The following is a 22,691-nucleotide window of genomic DNA, read 5'->3' on the forward strand; positions in this document are numbered from 1 at the left end:
AATAGGATTATGAAAAGAAATACTGACAATATGGAAATCAAACGTCGCAGTACATTTGCGATACTGTTTTATATAAACCGCACCAAAGTCCGTAAGGATGGAACGTGCCAGTTGCTGTGCAAGATAAGCATAGATGCCAAATGGGAACAGATAGGAACGAAAGTATCCGTCAATCCGGCCATCTGGAATCCTGAAAAAGGACGGGCTGACGGCCGCAGTGAGAATGCCATTACCGTCAACCGGGCTATTGATGATCTGACCAAAGAAATCAAGGAGCATTACAGGCGGATTAAGAACAGTCTGGGATTTATTACGGCAGAGCAGGTGAAGAATGCCGTGATGGGAGTCGGTCAGAAACCGTTAACTCTGCTGGCTCTTTTCAGAGAGCATAACGAGGAGTTCAAGAAGCGTATCGGTGTGGATCGTATAAAGGAGAGTTATGATTCCTACTTACGTTCATATAAGCACCTTTCGGCTTTCGTGCAGGAAAAACGCGGCGTAGAGGATGTACTGCTACGTAGTCTTGACCGTGTGTTCTACGATGACTTTGAACTTTTTCTCAGGACGGACAGGAATTTAAGCCCGAAGAGCGTGCATGAACATCTTTACAGGCTGAAGAAGATGACCATGCGGGCTGTCAGCCAGGGAACAATCCGCCGTGATCCGTATTGTCGCCTTCATCCTGAACTGCCCAAACGGAAAAGTCGTCATCTGAAGCTGGAAGACTTGAAGACACTGCTTACAACACCTGTCGAGAAGCCACAGCTTCAGTTTGTTAGGGATATGTTCATCTTCTCCACTTTTACCGGACTTGCCTATACGGATTTGAAAAAATTGAGGGTAAATGATATTACCCAATCTGAAGACGGTTCATGGTGGATCCATATCCACCGCCAGAAAACAGGAACACTGTCTTCTGTCCGATTGTTGGATATTCCGTTGAAGATAATAGAGAAATATCGGGAACAGAGAAAGGATGACAAGGTCTTCAATCTGTATAGTCGTACGTATTTCATTATGCTCGCCCACCAGTTGGGTGAAGTTTACGGATTTGAACTTACATTTCATAAGGCACGACACAATTTCGGAACCCATATAACCCTTTCATTGGGTGTTCCAATCGAGACAGTCGGCAAAATGATGGGGCATATGCGTATTGAGACCACGCAGCTTTACGCCAAAGTGACTGACAGGAAAGTGGACGAGGACATGAAACGGCTGAAAGCAGCCGGAATGGATCGGATTCCTGGTCTGTATGAAGAAGATGTTATTGTCAGGAAACGAAGAAGGAGATTCGGATACCAATTGTCCGACAACAAAGAAACGACCTTGTAAAGAGGCCGTTTCTTTTACTTTTGCTTCATACCCATCGCTGTTCTTCCCTGCATCTTTTATAAGCGTCATCAAGAACTTTTTGTATGTCTGACTCTTTGTATAGGGCTTTTCCCTGCACAAGATAGTAAGGTATCACACCGAGGGTCCGGTATTCCTGCAAGGTACGCCGGCTTACTTTCAACAGCTTTGAAAGTTCCTCGTCCGTGAGGAAATAATCACCGTGAAATGCGGGCCTTGGAGCCGTCCGTATTGCGTCTATCATGCGCTCCATGTTTTCCAGCCCTTTGAAAATAGTATCAATCCGCTGGTCTTTTCTGTTTATAAGATCGTAACTCATGGCTTTCTTTTTTGTGGGTGATAACTTGATTCCAACATGCTTTGTACATCTTCCGGTTTGTAGAAGAACTTGTTCTTGATCCGGGTGAAAGGCAACAGTCCTTTCTCGCGATATACCTGAAGTGTTTTCTTGGATATTCGGAGAACCCCGCATACCTCCTGATTGTCCATCCATTTTTTCAGTCCCGCGTCTTTGGTCTGACTACATAGACCGATGACTTTTTTCTCAATCAGGCTGAGGCGGACAACCAATTCGTCAAAGGTCTGTTTTTCCATACATATAATTTCCATACCGTCATTTTATTAGGATTGAAGACCGAGTTCCTTTTTTATTTTCGCCGGCAGCACCTTTCCCTTTTTGTTCAGGAAGTCCTGGACTTCCGAAGCTTTGTAATAGGTACGTCCGTCAATCATGTAGTATGTGACGAGCTTCTTCTGGCGGTAGCGTGCAAGGGTACGCTTGGTAACACCAAGGAGTTCGCACATATCCTGGTTGTCAAGCAGCTTGTCACCCTCAAGGGCGGCCGTCTGCCTGTTCATGCGGTTCAGTCTGTCATCTATCCTGTCAAACCGTTCCATTATCTGATGGAGCATCATCTGGAATGTCTCCCTGTCTATCTGTATCATAATGAATTCTGTTTTTAGTGTAATAATTCCATTTTTTACACCGTGTTGCGCAACAGGTTTCATTATGATATAGGCCAAAACATGGACCAATGCAGCAAGACACACCCACATAAAAATATATCCCACTGGATTACAGTGAGATAAAAAATAGAAATTCAAAAAGACATGTTTGGGTAACGTTGCAGAAACATTGCAGTTGCGAGAAGCTATTGCAATGTTTTGCGATATATCAGGCGGCAAATACCGTTACGGAAACTTTTTGAGGAGTGCAGATTCCAGGAGCAGGAATCAAGAAAATCAGATATTCGTATTCCATGGCCGGAAATTACAGGCAGCATATAGATGACAATTTCGTCGGGAAGGTGATATACAGACAGTCTGCGTAATATTTCCGTATCTTCACGTTCGGATATTATTGCCTGGAATATGGAATCAGAGGAAGTGGTATCCTTGAAACAGATAAGATCGACCATCGGGTAGTCAGGAGCTATGGAAAATGTGCTGTGCTGTTTCCAGAGAAGGAATCCGTTCCTGTCTTCTCTTATCCATTCCATCAGCCTGTCATCATCCGGGAAGTAACCGTCGATGGTCATTGCGAATACGATCTGAACTTTTGCCATACCTCTACCTGTTATAAATAAAAGCGTGAAACTCACACATTTTCAGGTAGGGGCTCTGGTAAGCCCATTGTAGATAATGCATGAGCTCACGCTATTTTTAGGCATAGCATAAGCTGCACGCAAAAGTCTCTACAATTTGAAATTTACCAGATTCCTACCTGAGACGTCTTGCGACTTATGTATAATAGGCGACAGCCGCTTTGCGGCGTCGTCATATTTTATTTCAAAATACAGACATGGCCAATAGACCAGTCTGTTACAAAATTAGTCATTTTGCTGGAATTACAGGCAATTCACTGCAAAAAATATTCATTTCAGCCCATATTTGTTCATCTTACGGTACAATGTAGCAGGATTGATGCCGAGCAGTTCTGCCGTTTTTTTCCGGTGGCCGCCTGTGGCTTTTAGAGCCTTGATGATGGACAGTTTTTCTTCTGTCATGCCATCATAATAGACAGAATTTGCAGATACGGTATTCGTATTGATGCCGATATCCATGCACTCCGGTTCGATGACCGGTTTTTCTGTCAGCAGCACGGCCCTTTTTATCTTGTTCTGCAACTCCCTGATGTTCCCCGGCCATTCGTAGGAAAGGAGAAGCTGCTGGGCTTCTATGGAAAATCCTTCAGTATCCCTTCTCAGTTTGGTGGAAGATTCTTTCCTGAAAAATTCCGCGAGTGGCAGAATGTCTTCGGGACACTGGCGTAATGGAGATTGCGTTATCTCAAATTCTCCCAGTCTGTGATAAAGGTCTTCACGGAAGCGTCTTTCTGCTATGGCTTTGGGAATATCCTCGTTCGTGGCCGCAACTATTCTTACATCCGCATGTCTTTCCTTGCTGTCCCCTACAGGTATGTACGTGTTTTCCTGCAAGACTCTTAAAAGGACAGACTGTACGGAATAAGGCAGCGTCCCTATTTCATCCAGAAACAGTGTCCCTCCTTTTGCAAGGTCGAAATATCCCTGTCTGGCTGTATCAGCTCCGGTGAATGCCCCTTTTGCATGACCGAACAGAAGTGAAGCCGCGAGCTCCCCGGGAATGGCTCCGCAGTTTACCGCGACAAACGGAGCTTCATGCCTGTCGCTGTAGTTATGTATCATCCTCGCAACCGATTCCTTACCGGTACCGTTTTCCCCCAATATCAGTACCGACATATCGGATGGAGCGACCAGTTTTGCCTGTTTCTCACATTTTACGGCTTGTGCGCTTGTCCTTTTGAACAGATGCTTTTCACCGTTCCAGACAGCGGACATGTGCTTGAGGAATGTATCCACAAGTTCAAGGAGTTGTTCCCTGTGAACCGGTTTGACCAGATAGTCCTTTGCTCCGAGTTTGATCGCACGCACCGCGTCAGGATAGGAAGCGTATTCGGTCATCACCACAAATGGAATATGAATGTGTTCCCGGTTTATCCATTCAAGCAGTTCTATGCCATTTCCTTGAGGCAGTCTTACATCTGAAAGAATCAGGGCAATATTTTCGGTTTTCAGTACTCTTTTTGCCACAGGTTCATCCATGGCGGTTGTGACAGCATAACCGCAACGTTCAAGCCAGTCCCTTTGCAGTTGGGACAAGGCTACGTTATCTTCAACTATCAGTATTTTCCTTTTCATTTTCCTGTCTGATTAAACTGTTTATCTCATTTTCTGCTGCCGAGACAAGTCTGTCAAGGCTGGCTGTTATTTTCAAGGTCCATTCTTTCATGATCTGATCTCCGGAGCTATCATCGTGGACAAGGTTTCTGTATTCTTGCAATTCTTCTGCAATTCCGAGCATTTCCCACATGGGAAACATCCGGTGTATTATCTCCTTTATCCGCATTCTATCCTTATTCCTTATTGCTTCCAAAAGTTCTTTCTTGTTCGTTTCGGATTCTTTTACAAGCATTGTCAATACCTTGCGTTTGTTTCCGGAATCCGATATGAGCGGCCTGAAATCTATTGATTGTGATTCAGGCTTGTTCGTCTTTTCCATAATAGAGGACAGGAACAGAAGCAGTTCCGGGCTTGAAAAAGGCTTATGGATACATCCGGTGAAACCAGCCTTGATGAAATTCTCCTTTTCTTCATCTCCTCTTGCAGTCATGGCAGCTATCGGAATGCTTCGTGAACTGCCAATATTGGAGTTGCGCAGCAGATTGAGCAGACTGAAGCCGTTGGTTCCCGGCATTTGTATATCTGTAAGTATCAGATCATAATCCTCTTTTCTCAAAAGACAGACCACTTCTTTTACATTTTGGCAGGCATGACAACTGACTCCATTCCTTTCCAGGATGTCGCGTGTTATTTCCATCTGGACAGGATCGTCTTCCACGACTATGATACGGTGTGGAAGTCTTTTTGCCGGATTTGGAAGCGTTGTGCATTTTTCCTCAATTGTTTCTGATGTTTCTTTCAGCGGAATGCTCACCTTGAATGTACTGCCTTCTCCGATTTTGCTTTCCACGGAGATATTTCCTTTCAGTAAGGTTACGAGTCCTTTTGTAATGGAGAGGCCAAGTCCGAAACCTTCAGGACAAATCTCTACTGCTGCCCTTTCAAATGGAGAGAATATGCGTTTTAAGGTTTCTTCGCTCATGCCGATACCTGTATCCCTGACTGTTACTGTCAGAATATCGTTTCTGAATATGGCAAAGAATCCAATAGAACCGGATTCTGTAAATTTTATGGCATTGGACAGCAGGTTGCTGATTATCTGCTCTATGCGGTCCGCATCGCCGGTAACGGTAATGTCGGTTCCGATAAAGTCTCCGGATAGCATTATTCCCTTGTCGTTGGCGATGCGTCCATATTCTTTTTCGATGTCTGAAAGGAAGGTATTCAAGCGGAATGGAATTTCATTTAGAGTTTCTTTGGCCTCATTCAGGCGTGACAGGTCCAGAAGGCTGTTTACCAGCCGCATGATATGTCCAGTAGAGCTCAGGATGTTGTTCAGATAGGAATTTCGCCGTTTTCTGTCTTTGGTATCCATTGCCAGTTCTGCACTTCCCCGGATGGCATTCAGGGGTCCCCGAATGTCATGAGAGAGCGTGATGATAATCTTTTTGCGTATCTCCAGCATTTTACGGTTATGCAGGTCTGAGTCCTCAAGTTCTTTTCTCTTGCGGTGTTTTCTGTGTATATCCCTGGTTATGAATATGGATAGGAACAAGGCGCACAATAAGGCTGCTGATGATATGATACATATTGTGTCGAATGCTTCTTCCCTAAGTTCAGAAACCCTTTGATGCCGTTCTGCAGTACGCTCCAGGGCGTCTTTTTCCAATTCATTGATCAGTCTGGAGATGTTCCGGTTGAGAATATGGTTCTTATGCTCAAGAGAGTCCGCGAGTGATTCAAAAAGCTGGTTTTGCTTTTCCAGTACCTCGTACATTTCATCCCCGAACTTTCGGATGTTATGGGCGTTATCGGTTTGTCTGTTTTTTTGCTGTACTGATGTTTCTGTTTCCTTCTGTTTCCTTTTCCGGGAAAAAAGGCGGCTCAGAAAATTTTTCTTTTCAGGTTTCGTCGGTTCCGTATGTAATATTGTAGCGGAAGAAGTCATTTTTCTTTCCAGTACCGGAAGCTGACTTGAGAGGATACTGTCCATCTGTGTGAGTACGGAAGGGATATTCTTCAAAGAACGGATATGGTCATGCTTTTGATTGAGCAGGAACTCGACTGTATCAATGCGTGCCTGCTGAAGGGAGTCGGTATATACTTTTCTCAGTTCATCAAGCATGAAGAAGACCCTGTTTTCTTTTTCATTGTACTCTTTTTGGTCCGATATGTCACGCAGATATGCCGATTCGTTGTCCAGGAAGAGTGATACAAGCGCTTTGAATGTCCTGCTGGTCAGTTCCCGTTGTGCAAGCATTGCGTTCTCTTCCGCTTCTGCTTCCGCAAAAACCTTTTTTTCATGCCATAAAGCAGCGATGATTCCTATAACCAGCAGTGCCAGGATAGTGTAACCGGCAAATATTTTTATTAGCAGGGAACCCGAAGGTTTTATTGGATTTTCTTTTTTCGTTTCCATAACCTTGTATCGTGATTTTTACAAAGTTACGGAGGTGACGATGAAGTGATGTTCTGATTACTAACGGATTTTTTCTGATTTTTATCGGACTGTGTCGGCAAGCAGTTCTTTTCTTAACTGCAAGGGAGTTTTGTTAAAATTCCGTTTGCAATAGTCGGAGAAGGTTGACTCTGACTTGAAGCCGTTGTTTTCCGCTACCCGATATAACGGTATCGCCGGATTTTTCAGCATTCCTGCTATTCTCTTTTTCTTCCTTTCACGCAGCCATTGTGATACGTTCATGCCGAATTCACGCTTGAACCGTTCCCGGAATACGGTATTCGACATGTGGCATTTTTTCGCGAGCTCCTCTCCGGTCATATTTGCTGTAACCCGCAAAAGGACTGTTTCTCTGAAACCTGCTCCCTTGAAATCCGGGATATATTTTTCTGCAAGACGGAAATCGGATTCGGTCATGAAAGAATCGTTTGTTTTCATGTGCCGTTTGAATTCGCTGATGACATTTCCGGCCATAAGGTTATACAGGAAGTTCAGGTGTGGATATTCTTCTTCCGGGCTTATTGCATGAAGAATTTTAGCACAAACCAACAGGCCGTGGGCATTACGGTTTTTGTATTGGTACATGTAGGTATCGATTACGTAGCCGAGCACTCTGTTGTTCCGACAGAAACTTGCCAGTATGTATAGCGCGGTTTCAGTCTTGTTCTCAAACGAAGGGGCCGGCTGTAGTTTTCTCAGTTTTTCTGTCAGCCATATCATGGCCGGTATGTTCTCAGACAAAGGTTTCAGGATGGTCCAAGTCCGTGGAATACGGATATCTGTCTGCCGGACAGCTTCGGCAAGTTCGAGTACCCATGCCTCCCATTGTGTCCGGAATGAGTCGTGCTTAAGAGATTCTATAAGTATGTATTCCATGATTCGTAAGTTTCTGTGCAAAATTATAATTTCCTGTATGACAGAACAAATAAAGGTTACCGAAACTTTTTGATTCTGTGCACTTTTCGTTAAATTTGCAAACGGCAGATGCCGTTGTTTTCTTAAAAGTATTATTATGGAATGGTTGGAAAAGGTCAAAGAATTCATAACCGGTTTCCCGCAGTTGCTTCAGACAAGCCCGAGGTACGGTTATCTGATAGTGGCGGCAATACTGCTGCTGTGGCTTTTGGGTATAATCTGCGGATGGAAGTGGACCTATACACGTCCGGGCAGCTGGGGCGGGAATTTCTGGCTGGAAACACTCGGACCAAAGGCTTTCCGTTTCTGGCTGGGGGTGATCCTTGCCGTCGGGATAGGACTGGCTTTGTTTCTGTTCTCTATTTCCGGCAAGTAGCTGAACATTCTTTCCTCAGATGAAACCTGTAAACATAAAAAAGAGATTGAGTATGAAAACAATTCCAATTATGACCTTCTTCCTGTGTACGGCGATGTATGCCCAGGCACAGCTTAACATCGTTCCCAAGAGCGATGAACTAAAAGAGTACACGGTGACAAATGCCCTTCCCTATGACAGCCTGACGAACGTGGAGAAGCGGAGTTTCGCTTCCCTTCCGGGACAGACCCTGTACATGCACGGGGCGAGAAATGACGGGGACGGCTACTGGGATGCCTTCTACACGTCCAACTTCCTTGCCGGGGATGACCGGACGGTGTACAAGGCGGTCAATATCAGTTCGACCCCCGCTAAAGAGGTGGTCGGAAAATATTACGAGGTGGTGAAGGTCTGGACCAAGACAGACTACCTGTCGGCAGGATGCTGCCTGCTGCTTCGTGAGAAAGAAAGCGGAGAAGAAATGTATTATAACCCGTTCAGGTATCCGCTGAGCATGACCTGTTTAGGGTATTATGAGAAACTGAAACGCTTTGTCGGGCAGACATTCCTGTCGCTTGCCAAGCGTGTGGAGACCGAGGACGGCCAGGTCATCACCCCGGCTGAAGGTGCGGAGTATCGTTGTGTGGACGTCGGCCTGAAGATGAACAGTGATGGGGCGTTTCTGCTGATGGAGGGTGCTGATGGTGTACGAGTGGAAGCATTTCCTATAGGAGGTGACGAGGTGTTCGAGTTTGTAAGCACTGCACGTATCGGCCAGCTGGAAAAACGGTACGGCAAGAAATACGGGAAGCTGATTGCCTTCCGCAAGGTCGATACCGGCATGACGAGGGAAATGGTCATTTCCGCATGGGGTGAGCCATACCACAAATCGGAAGTCAAAAAGGAAGGCAGGACTCTGGAGACTTTGCGCTTTTCCGACGACCGTTGTGTGGAACTGCTTGACGGGAAAGTACAGTATGTGCACGTCTATTGAACGGAAGTGCATCTTTGCCTGTAAAGTCACAGGCAAGAGTTGCGTTTATCGTTTATTAACAGACAAAAGTACCAAAAAATCAGGGAAAAATACCTATCTTGCGTAACTCTATTTAATAGAGGAAACATTGTCCAAAACAGTAATTAAAAAAGAATTGATATGGACATATACCAGAACAAGCCCAGAATCAAACTTACGCCGACCGTCAGGTATGGCAGGAAGTTCATAGAGGCAGCCTTTGATGATGACAGCCTGCGGATACCTTTGTCTAAAGAGGAAGGCATTCAACTTGTGGGCGGCAAAGCCTATTTGCCGGAAGAACACTTTGTGCTTGCGGAATTCTTTGACCGTTATGTAAAGATGGCTTTTATCGACTATTCCTCCATCAGGGAACTGGGGCCCAGGAAACAGGAAGACAGCCGTCCGCCTCTTCCGGAAGGTTATCTGGAGAAATTGGAGCAGGTGCGGTACAGCGGACATACTGTCAGGGTTTATACATCCTATTTCCGGGATTTCCAGCAACATTTCAAAGGTCGTGACATCGGGACGATCACTTCCGGTGAGATAAATGACTATCTGCTTTACCTTATTCACGAGAAAAACATATCCTCTTGCCAGCAGAACCAGAGAATCAATGCCATCAAGTTTTATTATGAGAAGGTACTCGGACAGGAACGCCGATGCTACAAAGTGAACCGTGCAAAACGGGAAAAGACACTGCCCGACGTGTTAAGCAAGGAAGAGATAAAAAAGATACTTGATGTGACAGCGAAAGACCTGCGCTTCTTCTGTGTGTTTTCCATACTTTATTCCGCCGGGTTGAGAATCAGTGAACTTTTGAATTTGAAACCCGGAGACATCAGTGAGTCACGTTTTATGATCCGAGTGCGACAGGGAAAAGGCAGGAAAGACCGCTATACCCTGCTGTCCAAACCATTGATGAAGAAGTTGGCAGAATACAATCGTCTGTACAGACCGAAAGTGTGGTTCTTTGAACGCAGGCCGGGAGAGCCTTTCACGGAAAGCATCATATCGAAACGTTTGAAGGCTGCCGCACTTGAAGCCGGTATAACGAAACGTATTTATCCTCACCTGTTACGTCATTCCTTTGCCACGCATCTACTGGAGCAAGGCACTGACATTAAGATTGTAAAGGAGCTTATGGGACATAACAACATTAAGACAACGGAAAGATATGTACATATAGCTGATACATTCAAAAGCAATATCAAAAGCCCGTTGGATGACCTGTTGACAGAAGAGGAATAGATATGATACTTAGAAAAAATAACAGCCAAATCGGCTGATAGCATAACATTAGCTACCTATAAATAAAAAATAAATATGAAAGAGTTAGATAAGAGAATTTGTTCAGTTTGCGGTAAAGAATACCAACTGACAGAAAAGCAAAAAAAAGAAATAATGGAGGAAGCAAAATATAAAACAGAAAATTTTATTCTTACTTGCCCATTGTGTCATTCTCTTGATTTTGTTAATCCTTTAGAGATGCTAGGCCTAAGTACTAAAAAAAAATCAGAAATAGTTGATAATAGACTTTTTTGTTGCCCAGTTGAAGGTTGTATTGGTTTTGTAGAAGAAGACGAAGACATAAAAGGACTATACGGATGTTCTGAATGTGGAACAGAATGGAAAAGTATAAATGCCATTTATAGGGATATAGAGAAGATAATATCGAAATATCCTTATAGAGAAGAGGTATATAAAAAGTCTGGTAATGCTTTTAAGTCTGTTCCATTTGATAAAATCCCTAAAGGTTATTATTCAAAAGTACAGAAAGAAGATGTATAGGCAGCTAACATACACCTTAATCGCCCATAAAGGTCGATTAGCTGCCAAACATTATGAACTCAACAGAAACAATATATGAGAACTGAAATTTTACAGTTGAAAGATTTGGGTCGTATGCCTAATGAAAGCGTCAATGACACAGATGAGATTATTGAAGTTATACGTTCTTATGATGACTTATTAGGGCAAATACAACTTCCCATATCTTTTGATGAAGCTGAAGTATTGGTACAACTTTTTCCTGAGCACTCTTTTTATGATTTACATTGGGATTTATTAAAGTTGGTAGAATCTATCATACTTTTTGAGAAAGGTGATAAATATATCCAGTTAATAAATACTTGTCCAAGTAAAGAATGGAAAGATCTTCTAAACATTCGCTATCAAAATTATCAGAAATCACAAGAAATAAGAAAGTAAGTTCATAATACACACCTCAATCGCCACAAATGGCGATTAGCTGCCGAACATTATCGCTAAATAAATTATAAACTAAAAAATATTGAATATGGAACTTTACATTAAAAAATGGTGGGGCAATTATGTCGGAGGGTGCGATGACTCCTTTCTATTGCTGGACTATTTCGGAAATCAGAAACAAAGTAGCTTGGAGCTAAGCAAAATACTATCCGATATTCATTTGAATACCTTATTAAAAGAAGATTCGGTGAATGAAGGAGATGCTTATTTTAAGATAAATGAGTCATATGAACCGCATTTTGATATGGCTATTAATGTGATAATAGACTTGTCGGCCATCTTACTGGAAAGTATAAAAAATGAGAAGATTGATATAAAAGAATTAGATCCTGATAGTGAATATACTAATTCATTTTCTATTTCTACATCAAAAGATGATGCGATGTTACTTCTAAGTGGTCTGGACAAATTTATAAATGCTCCACAAGAATATGAATTGGCAGATTTTATGGATGAAAGCGAATTGGAGGAATTAGTTGGCGACTGTAAGGAGATTAGCGGTATATTAACCAATTGCATTAGCCAAATGTAGCGATAACAAGCACCTGTGCCGCCAAATGGCGGCAAGCTGCAAACCATTAGCAACCAAGAAAATCAAAAATGGAACAAGGATTATTACATACTTTTAAAAAGTCATATTTCTTAAAAATGTCCCCAAACAAGCATTTTCTTGCCCAAGTAAATGCTACTCAAGTGAATGTTTTTAAATATGATACGTTACAACAAGTAGCTCAAATAAAAGCTAATAATGCAGAACCTTTCTTTTCAAATGATAGTAGTCTATTGTTGATTAAAGAAAGCTATAAGAAGTTGTATGTATATAACACGGAAACAATGACTTTGTACTCTAAATTGACATCTTCAAAAGGATGTTATGATAATGGTAACGGAGCGTGCATTTCACATGACAACAAATACGTTATCAATATTGGATATGAACATCCATACGGTTTCATTTCTGTATATAATATTGAAAATAGAAAAGAGATAAGATATCGAGAAGATATGCAGGAAGTGTATAGGAATATTCAATATATCTCCTCACGCCAACTTTATTTTATAGATGGATATAGGCGTCTTGATTTAAGTGGAAAAAACAAATATTTCTATATGTGGTTCAATCTTGAGGAACAATCATTTGAGCAAACGTTCTGTGATTTGGAAGATGTAAATTTTCTTTACGCAAACTCATTAGACCAAATATTATACTATTCGCAGAGAGGAAAGACAGCTTTTCGTTTTTTACCATTGAACATCGAAATACCTGTGGAACATAAATATGATACCTTTGATATAAAACTTTCACATAATAATGAAATGATTGCATTTTATCATGGCAAAGACCTGAAAGTATGTACATTCCCCGACATGAATATATTAGCTAATTTCTCTAATATAGATTATGGTAGAGTGTCTTTTTCACCTGATGACAATGAAATATTGATTGCAAGTCATAAAGGATTTATTTACAAATTGAATTAATAAGGTTGCTAACAAACAGCACTGCCGCTTAAAGCGGAACGCTGCCAAACATTACCCACAAAAGAATGAAGAAGATGGAAACAGGAATAGAATTGTTTGAATCAATAATGAACTCTTGCCCCCAAAAGAAGGTAGCGAGTTTGTGCAAAAAGTTAGTAAAGAAATGTTCTTTTAATAGTGGCGCAGATGCCGAAAATCTGTGCCACTTAGCTTATCGGCTTTTTGTGTATGGGTATATTGAAGAAACTTTTGCAGTTTGTCGCTATACGCATGACATCCCCTTTCCGGGAAAAGGGGTTTATCGTGTATGGGATTTCATATTATATATATGGGGACTTGAAGTATTTCTTTTGTATAAGCAAGAAAAACATGAAGAAGCTAATGCAAGAGCAAAAGAAATAGATTCTATTAGAGCACAACCAGTGGATAGTATATTCAATACCCCAGAAAAACGCAGAGAATTTATTGATAAACTATATCAACGCGTTGTTTATCCAGATGTACTGCTTCAAGAGAAGATTGAAAAAGAAGAAAATGAACGAAATGCCAATGAATATCGTTTTTTAGCACTTATCAGGATGGTAGGGTGTGGCGCAACCGGGCTTTATCCAAATTTATCAGCACATTGGAATGAATTACAGCAAGATATAGATAACTATGTATCTATTCTTTCAAAAGAAAAATGAATTATGTGGGTAACAAGCGGCTCAACCTCCCCTGGAAGGTCGGTTAGCCACCGAACATTATAAGTAAATGGAATGGCTGAACAACATATATCAGAATTTTGAGGGGCTACTATCAGATTTAGCCCAATATATTCAATCAAATCCTAAAGTAGGTCATTTAATTGGTATATTTCTATTGTCAATCTGGCTCATCGGGCTTATATTCAACTGGAAGTGGACGTATAAAGGGAACGGTTCTTATGGATGGAACCAGTTACTCGAAGAATTGGGTCCCAATACTTTCCGTTTTTGGTTAGGGGTATTTATAACTATCTGTCTATTGATTATGATCTATATCTATGTTAAGGTATGATAGAACCGATGCTTATTCTCCTGCCGTATAAATCCGAGGTGAAACACCAGCACGACATTTGCCACAGTCAAGACGATGGCGAGAAGAACTATTTTGGCGGTTTTATCTTTCCAGAATGTTCACGGAGCTGTTTGCACCGCCCGGTCGTATAATGTAGTTTATAGAGCATAAAGGGAAGAAAACAGAATATCATTACTACGGCAAAAGCAACAATCCGACTGAAAGCGGAAGGCTACCGAACATTAGTAGTATAAGGGGCATCACCAACCAAAGCCTCCGGCAGGGTAACTTGCCGGGGGCTTCGTGCATTTGCATATACAACATTAGGGGTAAAAAAAGAAATCCTAAATACATTGATTAACAGAATTATTCAGTATATTTACGGGCATAAGTCTATAAGGAAAAGGCGCACCGGGAACTGTACCGGGTGCGTGATGAACAAAGGACTTTCGAATAAATATAGAATTGGGAAGAATAACAGCCAAATTAGCTGTTAGCATAACATTAGTCGCTTAGAATAAAATTAGAAACAATATGACACCTGAAGAATTATTAAAGTTAGATTGGATGGGGCGATTTAAGCAATCAATCCAAACGATAAGGGACAATAAAGTATTTTGGGTTCTGAAAAATCCTAATGGGAGTTATTCTATACCCGAAGGAAGACCTAAAAAATTTTGTGTCTGGGGAGAAGAGAGCCATGCACAATATAATTGCACAGACGGTTGGGAAGACACAATTCCAACTGCAATGTCATTTGAAGACTTTATGTCTGGCTTATATCCTCGATTAAAGAAAGGAAAGGTGAACACAATACTTGTATCACCAATGAGAAACAGACGTGGAAAGGAAATTCCGATAACAGAATTTTTTGAAAGGGTCGGAATTGAAACTGATACTATTTCTAATAATGATGTTCTAAGTGACCACAAAGTCATACTTACGCCCATTGACGATAAAATACTGAAAGGTTTGTTTGACTATCTCGATGAAAAATTAGGCACAGAAGGATGTAAGAATGATTTAACATTGACTGTTGCTTATCTTAAAAATCATGGAGTTAAGGACTTAGACAATGCTATTGCATGGCTACAATCCAAAGGTGGATATTGTGATTGTGAAGTGCTGGCAAATGTAGAAGAATAAGCGACTAACAAACAGCAAACCGACTAAAAAGCGGAACTCTGCCAAACATTAGTTGTCAAATAAAAAAAGGAATTAAAAATGAATGAAATAATAAGCAAATTGTCATTGGCTGGAAATAAGCGACCTGTGACAAATAAAGATATGTCACAAATAGAAAATAAATTGGGGATAGTCATTCCTGATGATATGAAGGCTTTCTATCTTTGTCTTAATGGCACAGGTGTCTTAGGCTTGGATGTAGAATGTATGTTCCACTCTCCGATAACTGGATTAGATTATGAAATTTCACATTTTATTTCATTTAAATATGGTGGCGCACAATTTACCATAGACGGAGGTGCATCAATCGCTCGCATTGAAGAAAACCGTGCATCCAATCTGCTTGTATTTGCCATAGCGGAAGATCATTCTCGTTTTGTGATTGATGTTAAAACTGGGAACATCTACAATTACAAGCATAAGGAAATCAAATGGTATTATACCAAAGAGGGACGACAGATTTTCTTTGATGTAAGTACATATGATGAACAAGCCGATAATTTCTGGCGTACATCGTCAGAGCCATTCAGGAGTGAACAGGCATATTATTTGGGCGATAAAACGCTTGTTGCAGAATCGTTCTCTGAATTTATACTTCATCTGTCTGTTACAGTTAATGAATATCCAGAAGCTGAAGTTTTACCTGAAAGTCGTTATACTGATTTTTGGGGAAATGTAGTGTATGATAAATATGAGGGTTTCAAGACAGAACGAAAAGTGGAAGTTCTTGCTTTAAACATGGATGCTACCGTATATGTGGGCAGAGCGTATAACGACAATGGAGAAGAGATAACGACACCACCAACAATGAAGAAGCTGGAAGAGTATGAACAAACTTTACGGCAATTTCTTGATAATACAGATTTGATTGTAAGCCAAATAATGGAAAAGGCATATAAGTACTACAAAAAGAATTACGCACATTACTACGAAAAAGAATTTGAGGTACTGTTTCCTAATGAGATGGTAATGCCATCGGCTGACTCAAAATTGCACTCTCCGCTATGTATAACAACTCCAGCGGAACATCTACGATACATGACTTACAATCCGTGTAAACATATCCGTATATTGCCTCGCAAAACTATTATCATTCCGATTAACTATGCACTTGATGAGGAACATGGGATGGAAATAAAGATTGTTGATGGTAAAGTAAAATCCATTGGTGAATCAGGAAACTACGAATAGACAACTAACATACACCTTAATCGCCCAAAAAAGCGATTAGCTGCCAAACATTATATCATAACGGCCCAAGCATTATACAGACCAGTAAAATGGACGTATGGAAGTATATTTATATTAAGTTTTATAAATTTCGTCGATGGGGGTTGGGTAAAACACTCGGAGAAGATTATGCTGCAATGTTGTTTGTGGCTTCCTTTGATGTGCTTTTGTATTTTGGAATATTAATACTTATCGATAAATCTGTGGACAATGTATTATCAAAAGAATACGAGCCATTGTATTTCGCATTTTATATGTTAGGGATGTTAACCATTGAACGGCTTCGCAACCGTACCATGTGCAAAAACGGGGCCTATGAGCGTATAAAGGAGGAAGTTGAGAATGAACCTCAAAAGTTGAAATGGAGTATTTTGTCCATTCTATATATGATTTTTGTGGTCTTTTTTTTCTTATTTTGCTGTTATATCGGGAAATACGGGTTATGACCTGCTATTTTGCGAAAGGAAATAAGATAAACGGAAAACCTTATGAGGAAACAGGGATATACAGAGCAAGAACGAAAGCGACGTTATTATTTCTTCGACTATCTGTTCTGGTTGGGAGAAATAACATGGGAGAATTATCACAAGGTCAATTTCAAACAGCCCAGAGGAAGTGATATGCTGTGGGCCTGTATCGTGCTTTTTATATTCATACCGCTTCTGGCCATAGCCGGTCTTTTCCTTCATGACTTGGCATACGAGGTGTTTGGAGTCATTCTTGTAATCGTGTTTTCCGTTTCTGTCATCATGACAGACCGCTTGTTCGGCAAAATATACCCGCCTTCCCGGCGGAAAGCGGTCATGCAGCATTATGCGGGCTGTAAGTTCAGTCCTTTCCGACGTAACCTGTTCTTTTTCTCTCTCTATTTACTGGGTATTCCCGCAATGGTTTTATTAGTAACCGCACTGAAATGGATAAATGAAATACTCAAATGACAGAAGGAAAGAACATATTCAGCCGATTTTTCCGCATGTTGGTGATGCTGCATAAAATTACTTATGCGCATTTCACGGAATGGAACAATAAGAGGAAGCACAAGGCGTTAGCTGCCGGAGTATATTGCCTGAGCATCATCCCGGAATATGTTCTGTTGGCCGGCACATTCCTGGCAGCAAGGGGGCAAGACGGGTATGTGCATCTGGTAAACGTGCCGCAAAAGGTTGTCTTCTACGGTTTGGCGGGTCTGGCGGTGCTGCTGTCCGCCATCCCTCTGGGATTTTTTGACGATAAGAAGATATGCAAGGAAGTCCGTCAGGAACTTCGTAAGCGTCCCCGTTACTGGAGACGGGCGTTAGCGGTCTATTGGACGGTTATCGTAGCAATAGTGGTAGTTGTGAACATGGCGTTTCCCATGGCCTCGGAGAATACAGTTCCTGCGGAGAAAGAGCAGGTCGAAGTACCACAAAGTTACAGGGATTATCTTTCACTGCATTTCAAGATAGGAGCCCGTCAGGAAGCACCCAATGAAGCCTTGCAGCGTCAGATCGACCAAGACGAACGCACGACCCGATACGGGCAACCGGTCTATGCGATGCAGGTACGGGCAACAAAGGGGGATATGGACGGAGGGTTCCGTGCAAGGTTGTTGAACCATGCCACCATTGATGAAATCAGGGACGGCACACGGAAGTTTGCCGAACGCACATGGGGCAAGGGATATACGTCTGACAGCATAAGGATATTACTGACGGTATGGTATGAAATGAAGAAAGTTGAACTTTGTCCAGTGGACAGTCTGGAATGGACTGAAGATACGAGGTTCTAAGTACAGATTTATCTTGATTTCTTCCACATTATTGCATGACAATCAATCGATTTCGTTACTTTTGTCCTATATGAATGGAATGTTTCTGAAATACATATATTTGGTATTACTAAATGGAATATGGAGAAAAGAAGGCATAAATATAATCAGGAAAGGAAGGAAGCATACAAGCAAAAGCCCTTCATCAAACCTCACCGAATCTCATTCTGGGACAATATCTTCTATTGGTCATGGTATTCGACCAAACATGGCCTGCCGCACCGTACCTTTGCGACTGTTACAGTTATGCAGTATGTCTATGTCGTGCTGTTCACGGCTGTCATACTCAACTGTCTTGACAGTCAGACTGCATGGCATCTGTATATTCTCCACAAGTCAAAGGATATATTGGGCTATATCCTTGTTCCGTTTGTCATATTGATTCTGGTAAACGGTCGGATTTATAAGGAAAGCCGCTATGAAAGGTTGAAAGCGGAGTTTGACCGGATGGAAAATTCAGAGAAGAAGAGGCGCAGAACAATATTTTGGATTTTTATAGGTATCACCCTGCTTGCCGGATATGCGGCATACAGGCTGTTCTGCCGTTTCAACATGCAGTTCCTGCTGCCTTGACATTAACAAAAACAGATTATCAAATGAAAACAACCCGTATCATGAACAAGATTATCATTTATCTGAGTGCCGTATTGCTGCTGTGCAGTTGCGGCAGTGCAAAACATTATGCAGCGTTTCAATATGACAACGGAGACGACTATGTAAGTGAAGGACTGTACCGCATAGTGGACCGGAAAGGACGTATCGGTTACGCTGACGAGACAGGCAAGACCGTCATCCGTCCCCGTTTTGCCTTCGGCTATCCATTCGAGGGTGGCAAGGCGAAAGTTACCGATTCGGGGGAACGGAAAGAGGTGGCAGGCTCCGGCGGCGAGCACTGGTATTGGAAAAGTGATGACTGGTACTACATTGATCGGAATGGTGACATTGTTGGAATATTAATGCAAGATAGTACTCGCTTTGGGAGAAGTAAATAATATTGTTTATGACAATAGGAATACAGAATACAACTCACGTTGATTAAGAAGTTACTTGAATGTAATTCTCAAAGGAACATCAATCCATTTTTTGTGGTCATGAAAATGTAAATAGATAGAATCTCCCTCAAAGAAATTATCAATGATATATTTACAATTGCTATTGAAATCCTTCAAAGAAACGTGAATGGTATCTTTCTTTTCACTTATCATTTTTTTATAGTACCCAGATAAATTTCTTTGCAAAGTATCATTTTTATCGATAATATACAATATAGAACCATTAAATACCTTATAAGAGGAAGTCAAATAATTGTCTTCATCATAAGTTGTTAAATAACAGCCAGCTGTACCTGAACTAAGTTTCTCATTGTGAAATAAATAAGAGTTTTCTGCATAATAAATATCCCTATTATCTGTTTTTTTTATCTTAAAAGATAAAGGATATGATAAACTGAAGATAGAACTCTTATCTTTCTTCATTCTCAATACAATTGAATTTGTACTCTCAATTTGTTTTACAAACACTACATTTTCATTAGAAACACATCCTACAAAACAATAACAAACAATAGAAATAACAAAATTTCTCATATATGCAATTAAGTTGAAATTCGATATTAGCCATAATAATAAAACCGGAACAGAGGTCATTATGTCCTTAGAGCCTAAATTTACGGAAATTTATTGGATAGCCTATGTATTTTACAATTTAATTCCATTGAAATAGAGAAATGTATGATTGGCGGTGCGAAATGATAGGTCTGACAGTTGAGATGAGCAGTAGTGAAGACAGAAATTCCTAATCTTATCATTCGGCAACGTAATCGGGGTATAAATTACACCCCGATAGGATTCACTTTCATGGTGGAGAGATTCAGGTACAGCCCGTGATACTCGATCATACCGTTGCGGAACATTTTCCACAGGATGTTGCAGCCGAGCTGTGCCAGTGTAGAGTTGATGAACAGGTCCTGCTTCTCCAGGGCCTCCGCCAGCGAACAGCTCGGTCCGGAATCCTTTTCCTTCACTCTCGCGTATTTGACATATCGTGTGATCACCTTCAGCGATTCTACCGTTTCGTACAGCTTGGATGCCGGTTGTTTGATTTTCTTCGGTACGGTTCCGAGGATGACCTGTCCCGTATCCTGTGTGTTGCCGAAGTCCATCCAGTACAGGGGGGTCTCGTGGCTTCTGTATTCTGAAACCGGCACGGCTTTCAGTATGTTCCACAGATCGAGACGGGACTTTATGTTGTCCGTGCAGGTAATCGTTATGTTGGCCAGATTGTCCCGTCTGGCATCCTTCAGAGCTGCCGGATAGATGTCCGGTACCGCCTTCCAGTCGTTGCCGAAGAAGTTGTTCATGCGTGTGACAAGACACTGTGCCTTGTTCAGGCCGATGTCCGAGGGGCTGAAGAGCTGCCGCCCGATATTGGCCTCCGTTACGATGTCGGAATCATACACAGTTATGAACAGTCCGGGATGTCCCAGTCCCCTCAGTGCCGTGTCAAGCCTGGCCAGGCAGGTAAGCACCTGCGAGCCTGTTCCTCCCGCTCCGATAAGGTTTACCGTTACCGGATGCTGCGGGTTTATGAGATAGTTGTCGATGTAGTGTACTCTTTTCATTTCAGTATGTCTTTAAGTTTCATGTCGTTCAGTTGCTTCAGTTCGTCGAGGTTGAAGTCCCTGTCCCGTGCCGCCTTTGTCACCAGTACGAGGTTTGATTTTGTCGGGTTCCCGTTCCCTCCCAGGTGGGAGAATTCCGTCAGCCAGAATTTCCTTTCCCAGTACTGCAGCAGCTTCTCATAGGTCAGGTTGGCGTTTCCCAGACATACGCTGGAACCTGTCACGTTGAAGAATGGCGCGGCATACAGCACGGTATCCGGTCCGGGAACATTTTCCTTGTAGGCATAGATTCTCATTCCGTGTTCTCCGGCCTCATAGATCACTCCCGGCAGGTAATATTCCGCGTTTTCTATTCTGAGCGCGGGGCTGAAGAACATCATCCTCTTGTGCGGAGGGTTGTACCACACGTATCTCTCGCTGCCCTTGCGCGGGTCGCAATACAACAAGTTGTCGGGTATCTTCCCGTATGGAGTGGTGCTGTGTCTTTCCGAGTATCCCTTCACGAGCGTGTTCATGAATTCCAGGGTTACCGGTCTTCCTTCCGTCATGTTTCCCCGGTCGTCAATTTCACGGATTTCAAGGAAAAAGTTCCTGTCATTCTCCGAGGCATAAGCAATCAGTGCCGCCTTGGGGTTGAGCGGCGTCTTGATTTTTCTGGTCAGTTCGTTGCTGTCTATCATATGCTTTCAGATTGGTTTATACTGTGATGTTGATGAATTTTTCCGCCCATTTGAAGAAACGTTCCGGATAGTCGTCCATGCGGAACAGTTCCTCCGTTTCCGGAGACAGGTCACAGGTGGTGACCGGAATGATGTCATATGTCTCCTGGCTGTAGGAGTTGTAATAGTCGGTGAGATATTCCGTTATCATGTCGGTGCAGTCATAGATGACCCGGATCTGCTTGCTGAGATACATGGGCAGAAAGTCCGGTTCTTCCTCGTAGAAGGGATCGTAGCCGTATTCCATGATGCCGTGTTCAGGTGTAAGGAACTCCAGTCCCTCCTTCATGACAGAGAGCAGTGACTGTTCGTACCCGTTCTTCGGCTTATATCGGTCGATTGCCTTCGGCAGATTCTTGTAATAGGATTTGCGTTCCACCCGGCGTAACAGGGCATGTATCCTGCCTTCCTTATAGGAGTGCAGGAGCCGCCGCCTCTTTTTCCGGTCAGATGCCGTTTCACCCGAATCATCCTCAGACATCAGTGTCAGGGCATAGTCCATGTCATCCTCGTCCAGTACAGTATTTATCCCGTTCGCCTGCATCAGGTTGTGGATGAAGGTGACGGATATGCGTCTCAGTTCCGGTCCGAGCCTTTCCATGAACTTCGTCGGGAAGTAATACAACGTGAGTTCTCCCCATTCATGACATTTCCAGAGACGGAACAGGAGTCTTTCTTCGTCCTGCTCAATGTTGACATTCATGTCATTGCCTACAAGGTTACACATCTCTTCGTGCAGTCTGGCAATGCTTTCACCGGGCGTTCGTCCCGGTGTATGTACCGCCTCCTTCTTCATGAGGAGTGCATATCTGAAAAAGGAATCACGCAGGTACTCATAGTTTTCCTGCGTGATAAGATTGTGCGGCTTCCCGTCAGTACCGTCCGTGAACAGTTCCGATGGGGATATCGGCAAGAACGTAGCGTTCAGAAAAGAATTACGGCACCGCTGGGTGCCGCAATCCGTTTCTTTCTTTCCGTGCCGTAATGCACCTTCCTTTCTGTTTCCGCAATGATAAGTCTCGCGAGCTGTTCCGCCTGATATCCGTCCAATGGTACACATGATTTCTTCTTTTTTCTGTTGTCCT

The 22,691-nt window shown here is 42.3% G+C and carries 28 protein-coding genes; 17 read left to right on the forward strand and 11 right to left on the reverse strand.

Annotated elements, in window-relative coordinates; genetic code table 11:
* Nucleotides 1-9: 9 nt before the first annotated feature.
* Nucleotides 10-1,335 carry a site-specific integrase gene (locus ACZMIG_RS11520; RefSeq protein ID WP_022161962.1) on the forward strand — a complete coding sequence of 442 codons (1,326 nt, stop codon included), beginning with the start codon at nt 10-12 and terminating at the stop codon, nt 1,333-1,335.
* Between the two features lie 25 nt (nt 1,336-1,360).
* On the opposite strand, the gene ACZMIG_RS11525 is transcribed toward ACZMIG_RS11520, so the two are convergent.
* The 7 genes from ACZMIG_RS11525 to ACZMIG_RS11555 form a co-directional block, all read right to left on the reverse strand.
* Nucleotides 1,361-1,672 carry a helix-turn-helix domain-containing protein gene (locus ACZMIG_RS11525; RefSeq protein ID WP_022161963.1) on the reverse strand — a complete coding sequence of 104 codons (312 nt, stop codon included), beginning with the start codon at nt 1,670-1,672 and terminating at the stop codon, nt 1,361-1,363.
* Nucleotides 1,669-1,962, reverse strand: coding sequence for a helix-turn-helix domain-containing protein (locus ACZMIG_RS11530; protein WP_216945140.1), 294 nt, complete (start codon nt 1,960-1,962; stop codon nt 1,669-1,671). Before ACZMIG_RS11530 ends, ACZMIG_RS11525 begins: the two co-directional genes overlap by 4 nt.
* Nucleotides 1,963-1,974: 12 nt before the next feature.
* Nucleotides 1,975-2,298, reverse strand: a complete 324-nt coding sequence (locus ACZMIG_RS11535; RefSeq protein ID WP_022161965.1) for a helix-turn-helix domain-containing protein — start codon at nt 2,296-2,298, stop codon at nt 1,975-1,977.
* A 206-nt stretch (nt 2,299-2,504) separates the two neighbouring features.
* A complete protein-coding gene (locus ACZMIG_RS11540) occupies nt 2,505-2,918 on the reverse strand; it encodes a hypothetical protein (RefSeq protein ID WP_072545533.1) in 414 nt (137 codons plus the stop codon).
* A gap of 309 nt (nt 2,919-3,227) precedes the next feature.
* A complete protein-coding gene (locus ACZMIG_RS11545; RefSeq protein WP_487889576.1) occupies nt 3,228-4,532 on the reverse strand; it encodes a sigma-54-dependent transcriptional regulator in 1,305 nt (434 codons plus the stop codon).
* Nucleotides 4,507-6,933, reverse strand: a complete 2,427-nt coding sequence (locus ACZMIG_RS11550) for a hybrid sensor histidine kinase/response regulator (RefSeq protein ID WP_487889577.1) — start codon at nt 6,931-6,933, stop codon at nt 4,507-4,509. The genes ACZMIG_RS11545 and ACZMIG_RS11550 overlap by 26 nt, the downstream gene beginning before the upstream one ends.
* 81 nt (nt 6,934-7,014) lie before the next feature.
* Nucleotides 7,015-7,848 (reverse strand): helix-turn-helix transcriptional regulator, encoded by an 834-nt coding sequence (locus tag ACZMIG_RS11555; RefSeq protein ID WP_195360164.1) that lies wholly within the window; start codon nt 7,846-7,848, stop codon nt 7,015-7,017.
* 136 nt (nt 7,849-7,984) lie between these two features.
* Between ACZMIG_RS11555 and ACZMIG_RS11560 the strand changes: the two genes are divergently transcribed.
* The 16 genes from ACZMIG_RS11560 to ACZMIG_RS11635 all read left to right on the forward strand — a co-directional run bounded on the left by ACZMIG_RS11560 (nt 7,985) and on the right by ACZMIG_RS11635 (nt 19,259).
* The gene (locus ACZMIG_RS11560; RefSeq protein ID WP_119958676.1) at nt 7,985-8,263 is read left to right on the forward strand and encodes an immunity 17 family protein; all 279 of its coding nucleotides are present in this window, start codon (nt 7,985-7,987) and stop codon (nt 8,261-8,263) included.
* A gap of 52 nt (nt 8,264-8,315) precedes the next feature.
* The gene (locus tag ACZMIG_RS11565; RefSeq protein ID WP_487889578.1) at nt 8,316-9,236 is read left to right on the forward strand and encodes a hypothetical protein; all 921 of its coding nucleotides are present in this window, start codon (nt 8,316-8,318) and stop codon (nt 9,234-9,236) included.
* Between the two features lie 159 nt (nt 9,237-9,395).
* The gene (locus tag ACZMIG_RS11570) at nt 9,396-10,505 is read left to right on the forward strand and encodes a tyrosine-type recombinase/integrase (protein WP_022161673.1); all 1,110 of its coding nucleotides are present in this window, start codon (nt 9,396-9,398) and stop codon (nt 10,503-10,505) included.
* Nucleotides 10,506-10,580: 75 nt separating this feature from the next.
* Complete coding sequence (locus ACZMIG_RS11575; protein ID WP_349855415.1) at nt 10,581-11,045, forward strand: hypothetical protein; 465 nt, start codon at nt 10,581-10,583, stop codon at nt 11,043-11,045.
* 75 nt (nt 11,046-11,120) lie between these two features.
* Nucleotides 11,121-11,465, forward strand: coding sequence for a hypothetical protein (locus tag ACZMIG_RS11580; protein ID WP_441852073.1), 345 nt, complete (start codon nt 11,121-11,123; stop codon nt 11,463-11,465).
* 88 nt (nt 11,466-11,553) lie between these two features.
* Entirely contained in the window at nt 11,554-12,057 is a 504-nt protein-coding gene (locus ACZMIG_RS11585; protein ID WP_308770185.1) for an imm68 putative immunity domain-containing protein, read from the forward strand.
* A 68-nt stretch (nt 12,058-12,125) separates the two neighbouring features.
* Complete coding sequence (locus ACZMIG_RS11590; protein WP_272058859.1) at nt 12,126-13,007, forward strand: WD40 repeat domain-containing protein; 882 nt, start codon at nt 12,126-12,128, stop codon at nt 13,005-13,007.
* Nucleotides 13,008-13,081: 74 nt separating this feature from the next.
* Nucleotides 13,082-13,693, forward strand: a complete 612-nt coding sequence (locus ACZMIG_RS11595) for a DUF6707 family protein (protein ID WP_205109228.1) — start codon at nt 13,082-13,084, stop codon at nt 13,691-13,693.
* 67 nt (nt 13,694-13,760) lie between these two features.
* Entirely contained in the window at nt 13,761-14,045 is a 285-nt protein-coding gene (locus ACZMIG_RS11600; protein WP_487889579.1) for an immunity 17 family protein, read from the forward strand.
* 534 nt (nt 14,046-14,579) lie between these two features.
* Nucleotides 14,580-15,191: a DUF2695 domain-containing protein gene (locus tag ACZMIG_RS11605; RefSeq protein ID WP_487889580.1), complete on the forward strand. Its 612-nt coding sequence runs from the start codon at nt 14,580-14,582 to the stop codon at nt 15,189-15,191.
* Nucleotides 15,192-15,269: 78 nt separating this feature from the next.
* A complete protein-coding gene (locus ACZMIG_RS11610; RefSeq protein ID WP_487889581.1) occupies nt 15,270-16,421 on the forward strand; it encodes an SMI1/KNR4 family protein in 1,152 nt (383 codons plus the stop codon).
* Nucleotides 16,422-16,510: 89 nt separating this feature from the next.
* Complete coding sequence (locus ACZMIG_RS11615; RefSeq protein ID WP_487889582.1) at nt 16,511-16,906, forward strand: hypothetical protein; 396 nt, start codon at nt 16,511-16,513, stop codon at nt 16,904-16,906.
* 42 nt (nt 16,907-16,948) lie between these two features.
* Nucleotides 16,949-17,398, forward strand: coding sequence for a hypothetical protein (locus ACZMIG_RS11620; RefSeq protein WP_289539839.1), 450 nt, complete (start codon nt 16,949-16,951; stop codon nt 17,396-17,398).
* Complete coding sequence (locus tag ACZMIG_RS11625) at nt 17,395-18,228, forward strand: hypothetical protein (protein WP_487889583.1); 834 nt, start codon at nt 17,395-17,397, stop codon at nt 18,226-18,228. The genes ACZMIG_RS11620 and ACZMIG_RS11625 overlap by 4 nt, the downstream gene beginning before the upstream one ends.
* 120 nt (nt 18,229-18,348) lie before the next feature.
* The gene (locus ACZMIG_RS11630; RefSeq protein ID WP_487889584.1) at nt 18,349-18,840 is read left to right on the forward strand and encodes a hypothetical protein; all 492 of its coding nucleotides are present in this window, start codon (nt 18,349-18,351) and stop codon (nt 18,838-18,840) included.
* A 41-nt stretch (nt 18,841-18,881) separates the two neighbouring features.
* Nucleotides 18,882-19,259 carry a WG repeat-containing protein gene (locus ACZMIG_RS11635; RefSeq protein ID WP_487889585.1) on the forward strand — a complete coding sequence of 126 codons (378 nt, stop codon included), beginning with the start codon at nt 18,882-18,884 and terminating at the stop codon, nt 19,257-19,259.
* Between the two features lie 51 nt (nt 19,260-19,310).
* On the opposite strand, the gene ACZMIG_RS11640 is transcribed toward ACZMIG_RS11635, so the two are convergent.
* From ACZMIG_RS11640 to ACZMIG_RS11655, 4 genes are all read right to left on the reverse strand, one after another.
* Nucleotides 19,311-19,853, reverse strand: coding sequence for a hypothetical protein (locus ACZMIG_RS11640; RefSeq protein WP_487889586.1), 543 nt, complete (start codon nt 19,851-19,853; stop codon nt 19,311-19,313).
* 245 nt (nt 19,854-20,098) lie between these two features.
* Entirely contained in the window at nt 20,099-20,887 is a 789-nt protein-coding gene (locus ACZMIG_RS11645) for a PRTRC system ThiF family protein (protein ID WP_072545517.1), read from the reverse strand.
* Entirely contained in the window at nt 20,884-21,567 is a 684-nt protein-coding gene (locus ACZMIG_RS11650; RefSeq protein WP_487889587.1) for a PRTRC system protein B, read from the reverse strand. The genes ACZMIG_RS11645 and ACZMIG_RS11650 overlap by 4 nt, the downstream gene beginning before the upstream one ends.
* 16 nt (nt 21,568-21,583) lie before the next feature.
* On the reverse strand, nt 21,584-22,666 hold the full coding sequence (locus tag ACZMIG_RS11655) for a hypothetical protein (protein ID WP_487889604.1): 1,083 nt from the start codon (nt 22,664-22,666) through the stop codon (nt 21,584-21,586).
* Nucleotides 22,667-22,691 lie beyond the last annotated feature (25 nt).

This window comes from Xylanibacter sp. (assembly GCF_057607445.1).

Bases quoted from the DNA above. Each gene is read 5' to 3' on its own strand.
- ACZMIG_RS11640 (WP_487889586.1), bottom strand. From the start codon at position 19,853: ATGAGAAATTTTGTTATTTCTATTGTTTGTTATTGTTTTGTAGGATGT.
- ACZMIG_RS11615 (WP_487889582.1), top strand. From the start codon at position 16,511: ATGGACGTATGGAAGTATATTTATATTAAGTTTTATAAATTTCGTCGA.
- ACZMIG_RS11570 (WP_022161673.1), top strand. From the start codon at position 9,396: ATGGACATATACCAGAACAAGCCCAGAATCAAACTTACGCCGACCGTC.
- ACZMIG_RS11605 (WP_487889580.1), top strand. From the start codon at position 14,580: ATGACACCTGAAGAATTATTAAAGTTAGATTGGATGGGGCGATTTAAG.
- ACZMIG_RS11565 (WP_487889578.1), top strand. From the start codon at position 8,316: ATGAAAACAATTCCAATTATGACCTTCTTCCTGTGTACGGCGATGTAT.
- ACZMIG_RS11655 (WP_487889604.1), bottom strand. From the start codon at position 22,666: ATGTGTACCATTGGACGGATATCAGGCGGAACAGCTCGCGAGACTTAT.
- ACZMIG_RS11645 (WP_072545517.1), bottom strand. From the start codon at position 20,887: ATGAAAAGAGTACACTACATCGACAACTATCTCATAAACCCGCAGCAT.
- ACZMIG_RS11620 (WP_289539839.1), top strand. From the start codon at position 16,949: ATGAGGAAACAGGGATATACAGAGCAAGAACGAAAGCGACGTTATTAT.
- ACZMIG_RS11635 (WP_487889585.1), top strand. From the start codon at position 18,882: ATGAACAAGATTATCATTTATCTGAGTGCCGTATTGCTGCTGTGCAGT.
- ACZMIG_RS11600 (WP_487889579.1), top strand. From the start codon at position 13,761: ATGGAATGGCTGAACAACATATATCAGAATTTTGAGGGGCTACTATCA.
- ACZMIG_RS11530 (WP_216945140.1), bottom strand. From the start codon at position 1,962: ATGGAAATTATATGTATGGAAAAACAGACCTTTGACGAATTGGTTGTC.
- ACZMIG_RS11540 (WP_072545533.1), bottom strand. From the start codon at position 2,918: ATGGCAAAAGTTCAGATCGTATTCGCAATGACCATCGACGGTTACTTC.
- ACZMIG_RS11650 (WP_487889587.1), bottom strand. From the start codon at position 21,567: ATGATAGACAGCAACGAACTGACCAGAAAAATCAAGACGCCGCTCAAC.
- ACZMIG_RS11560 (WP_119958676.1), top strand. From the start codon at position 7,985: ATGGAATGGTTGGAAAAGGTCAAAGAATTCATAACCGGTTTCCCGCAG.
- ACZMIG_RS11520 (WP_022161962.1), top strand. From the start codon at position 10: ATGAAAAGAAATACTGACAATATGGAAATCAAACGTCGCAGTACATTT.
- ACZMIG_RS11525 (WP_022161963.1), bottom strand. From the start codon at position 1,672: ATGAGTTACGATCTTATAAACAGAAAAGACCAGCGGATTGATACTATT.
- ACZMIG_RS11590 (WP_272058859.1), top strand. From the start codon at position 12,126: ATGGAACAAGGATTATTACATACTTTTAAAAAGTCATATTTCTTAAAA.
- ACZMIG_RS11585 (WP_308770185.1), top strand. From the start codon at position 11,554: ATGGAACTTTACATTAAAAAATGGTGGGGCAATTATGTCGGAGGGTGC.
- ACZMIG_RS11595 (WP_205109228.1), top strand. From the start codon at position 13,082: ATGGAAACAGGAATAGAATTGTTTGAATCAATAATGAACTCTTGCCCC.
- ACZMIG_RS11535 (WP_022161965.1), bottom strand. From the start codon at position 2,298: ATGATACAGATAGACAGGGAGACATTCCAGATGATGCTCCATCAGATA.
- ACZMIG_RS11580 (WP_441852073.1), top strand. From the start codon at position 11,121: ATGAGAACTGAAATTTTACAGTTGAAAGATTTGGGTCGTATGCCTAAT.
- ACZMIG_RS11575 (WP_349855415.1), top strand. From the start codon at position 10,581: ATGAAAGAGTTAGATAAGAGAATTTGTTCAGTTTGCGGTAAAGAATAC.
- ACZMIG_RS11550 (WP_487889577.1), bottom strand. From the start codon at position 6,933: ATGGAAACGAAAAAAGAAAATCCAATAAAACCTTCGGGTTCCCTGCTA.
- ACZMIG_RS11610 (WP_487889581.1), top strand. From the start codon at position 15,270: ATGAATGAAATAATAAGCAAATTGTCATTGGCTGGAAATAAGCGACCT.
- ACZMIG_RS11545 (WP_487889576.1), bottom strand. From the start codon at position 4,532: ATGAAAAGGAAAATACTGATAGTTGAAGATAACGTAGCCTTGTCCCAA.
- ACZMIG_RS11555 (WP_195360164.1), bottom strand. From the start codon at position 7,848: ATGGAATACATACTTATAGAATCTCTTAAGCACGACTCATTCCGGACA.
- ACZMIG_RS11630 (WP_487889584.1), top strand. From the start codon at position 18,349: ATGGAGAAAAGAAGGCATAAATATAATCAGGAAAGGAAGGAAGCATAC.
- ACZMIG_RS11625 (WP_487889583.1), top strand. From the start codon at position 17,395: ATGACAGAAGGAAAGAACATATTCAGCCGATTTTTCCGCATGTTGGTG.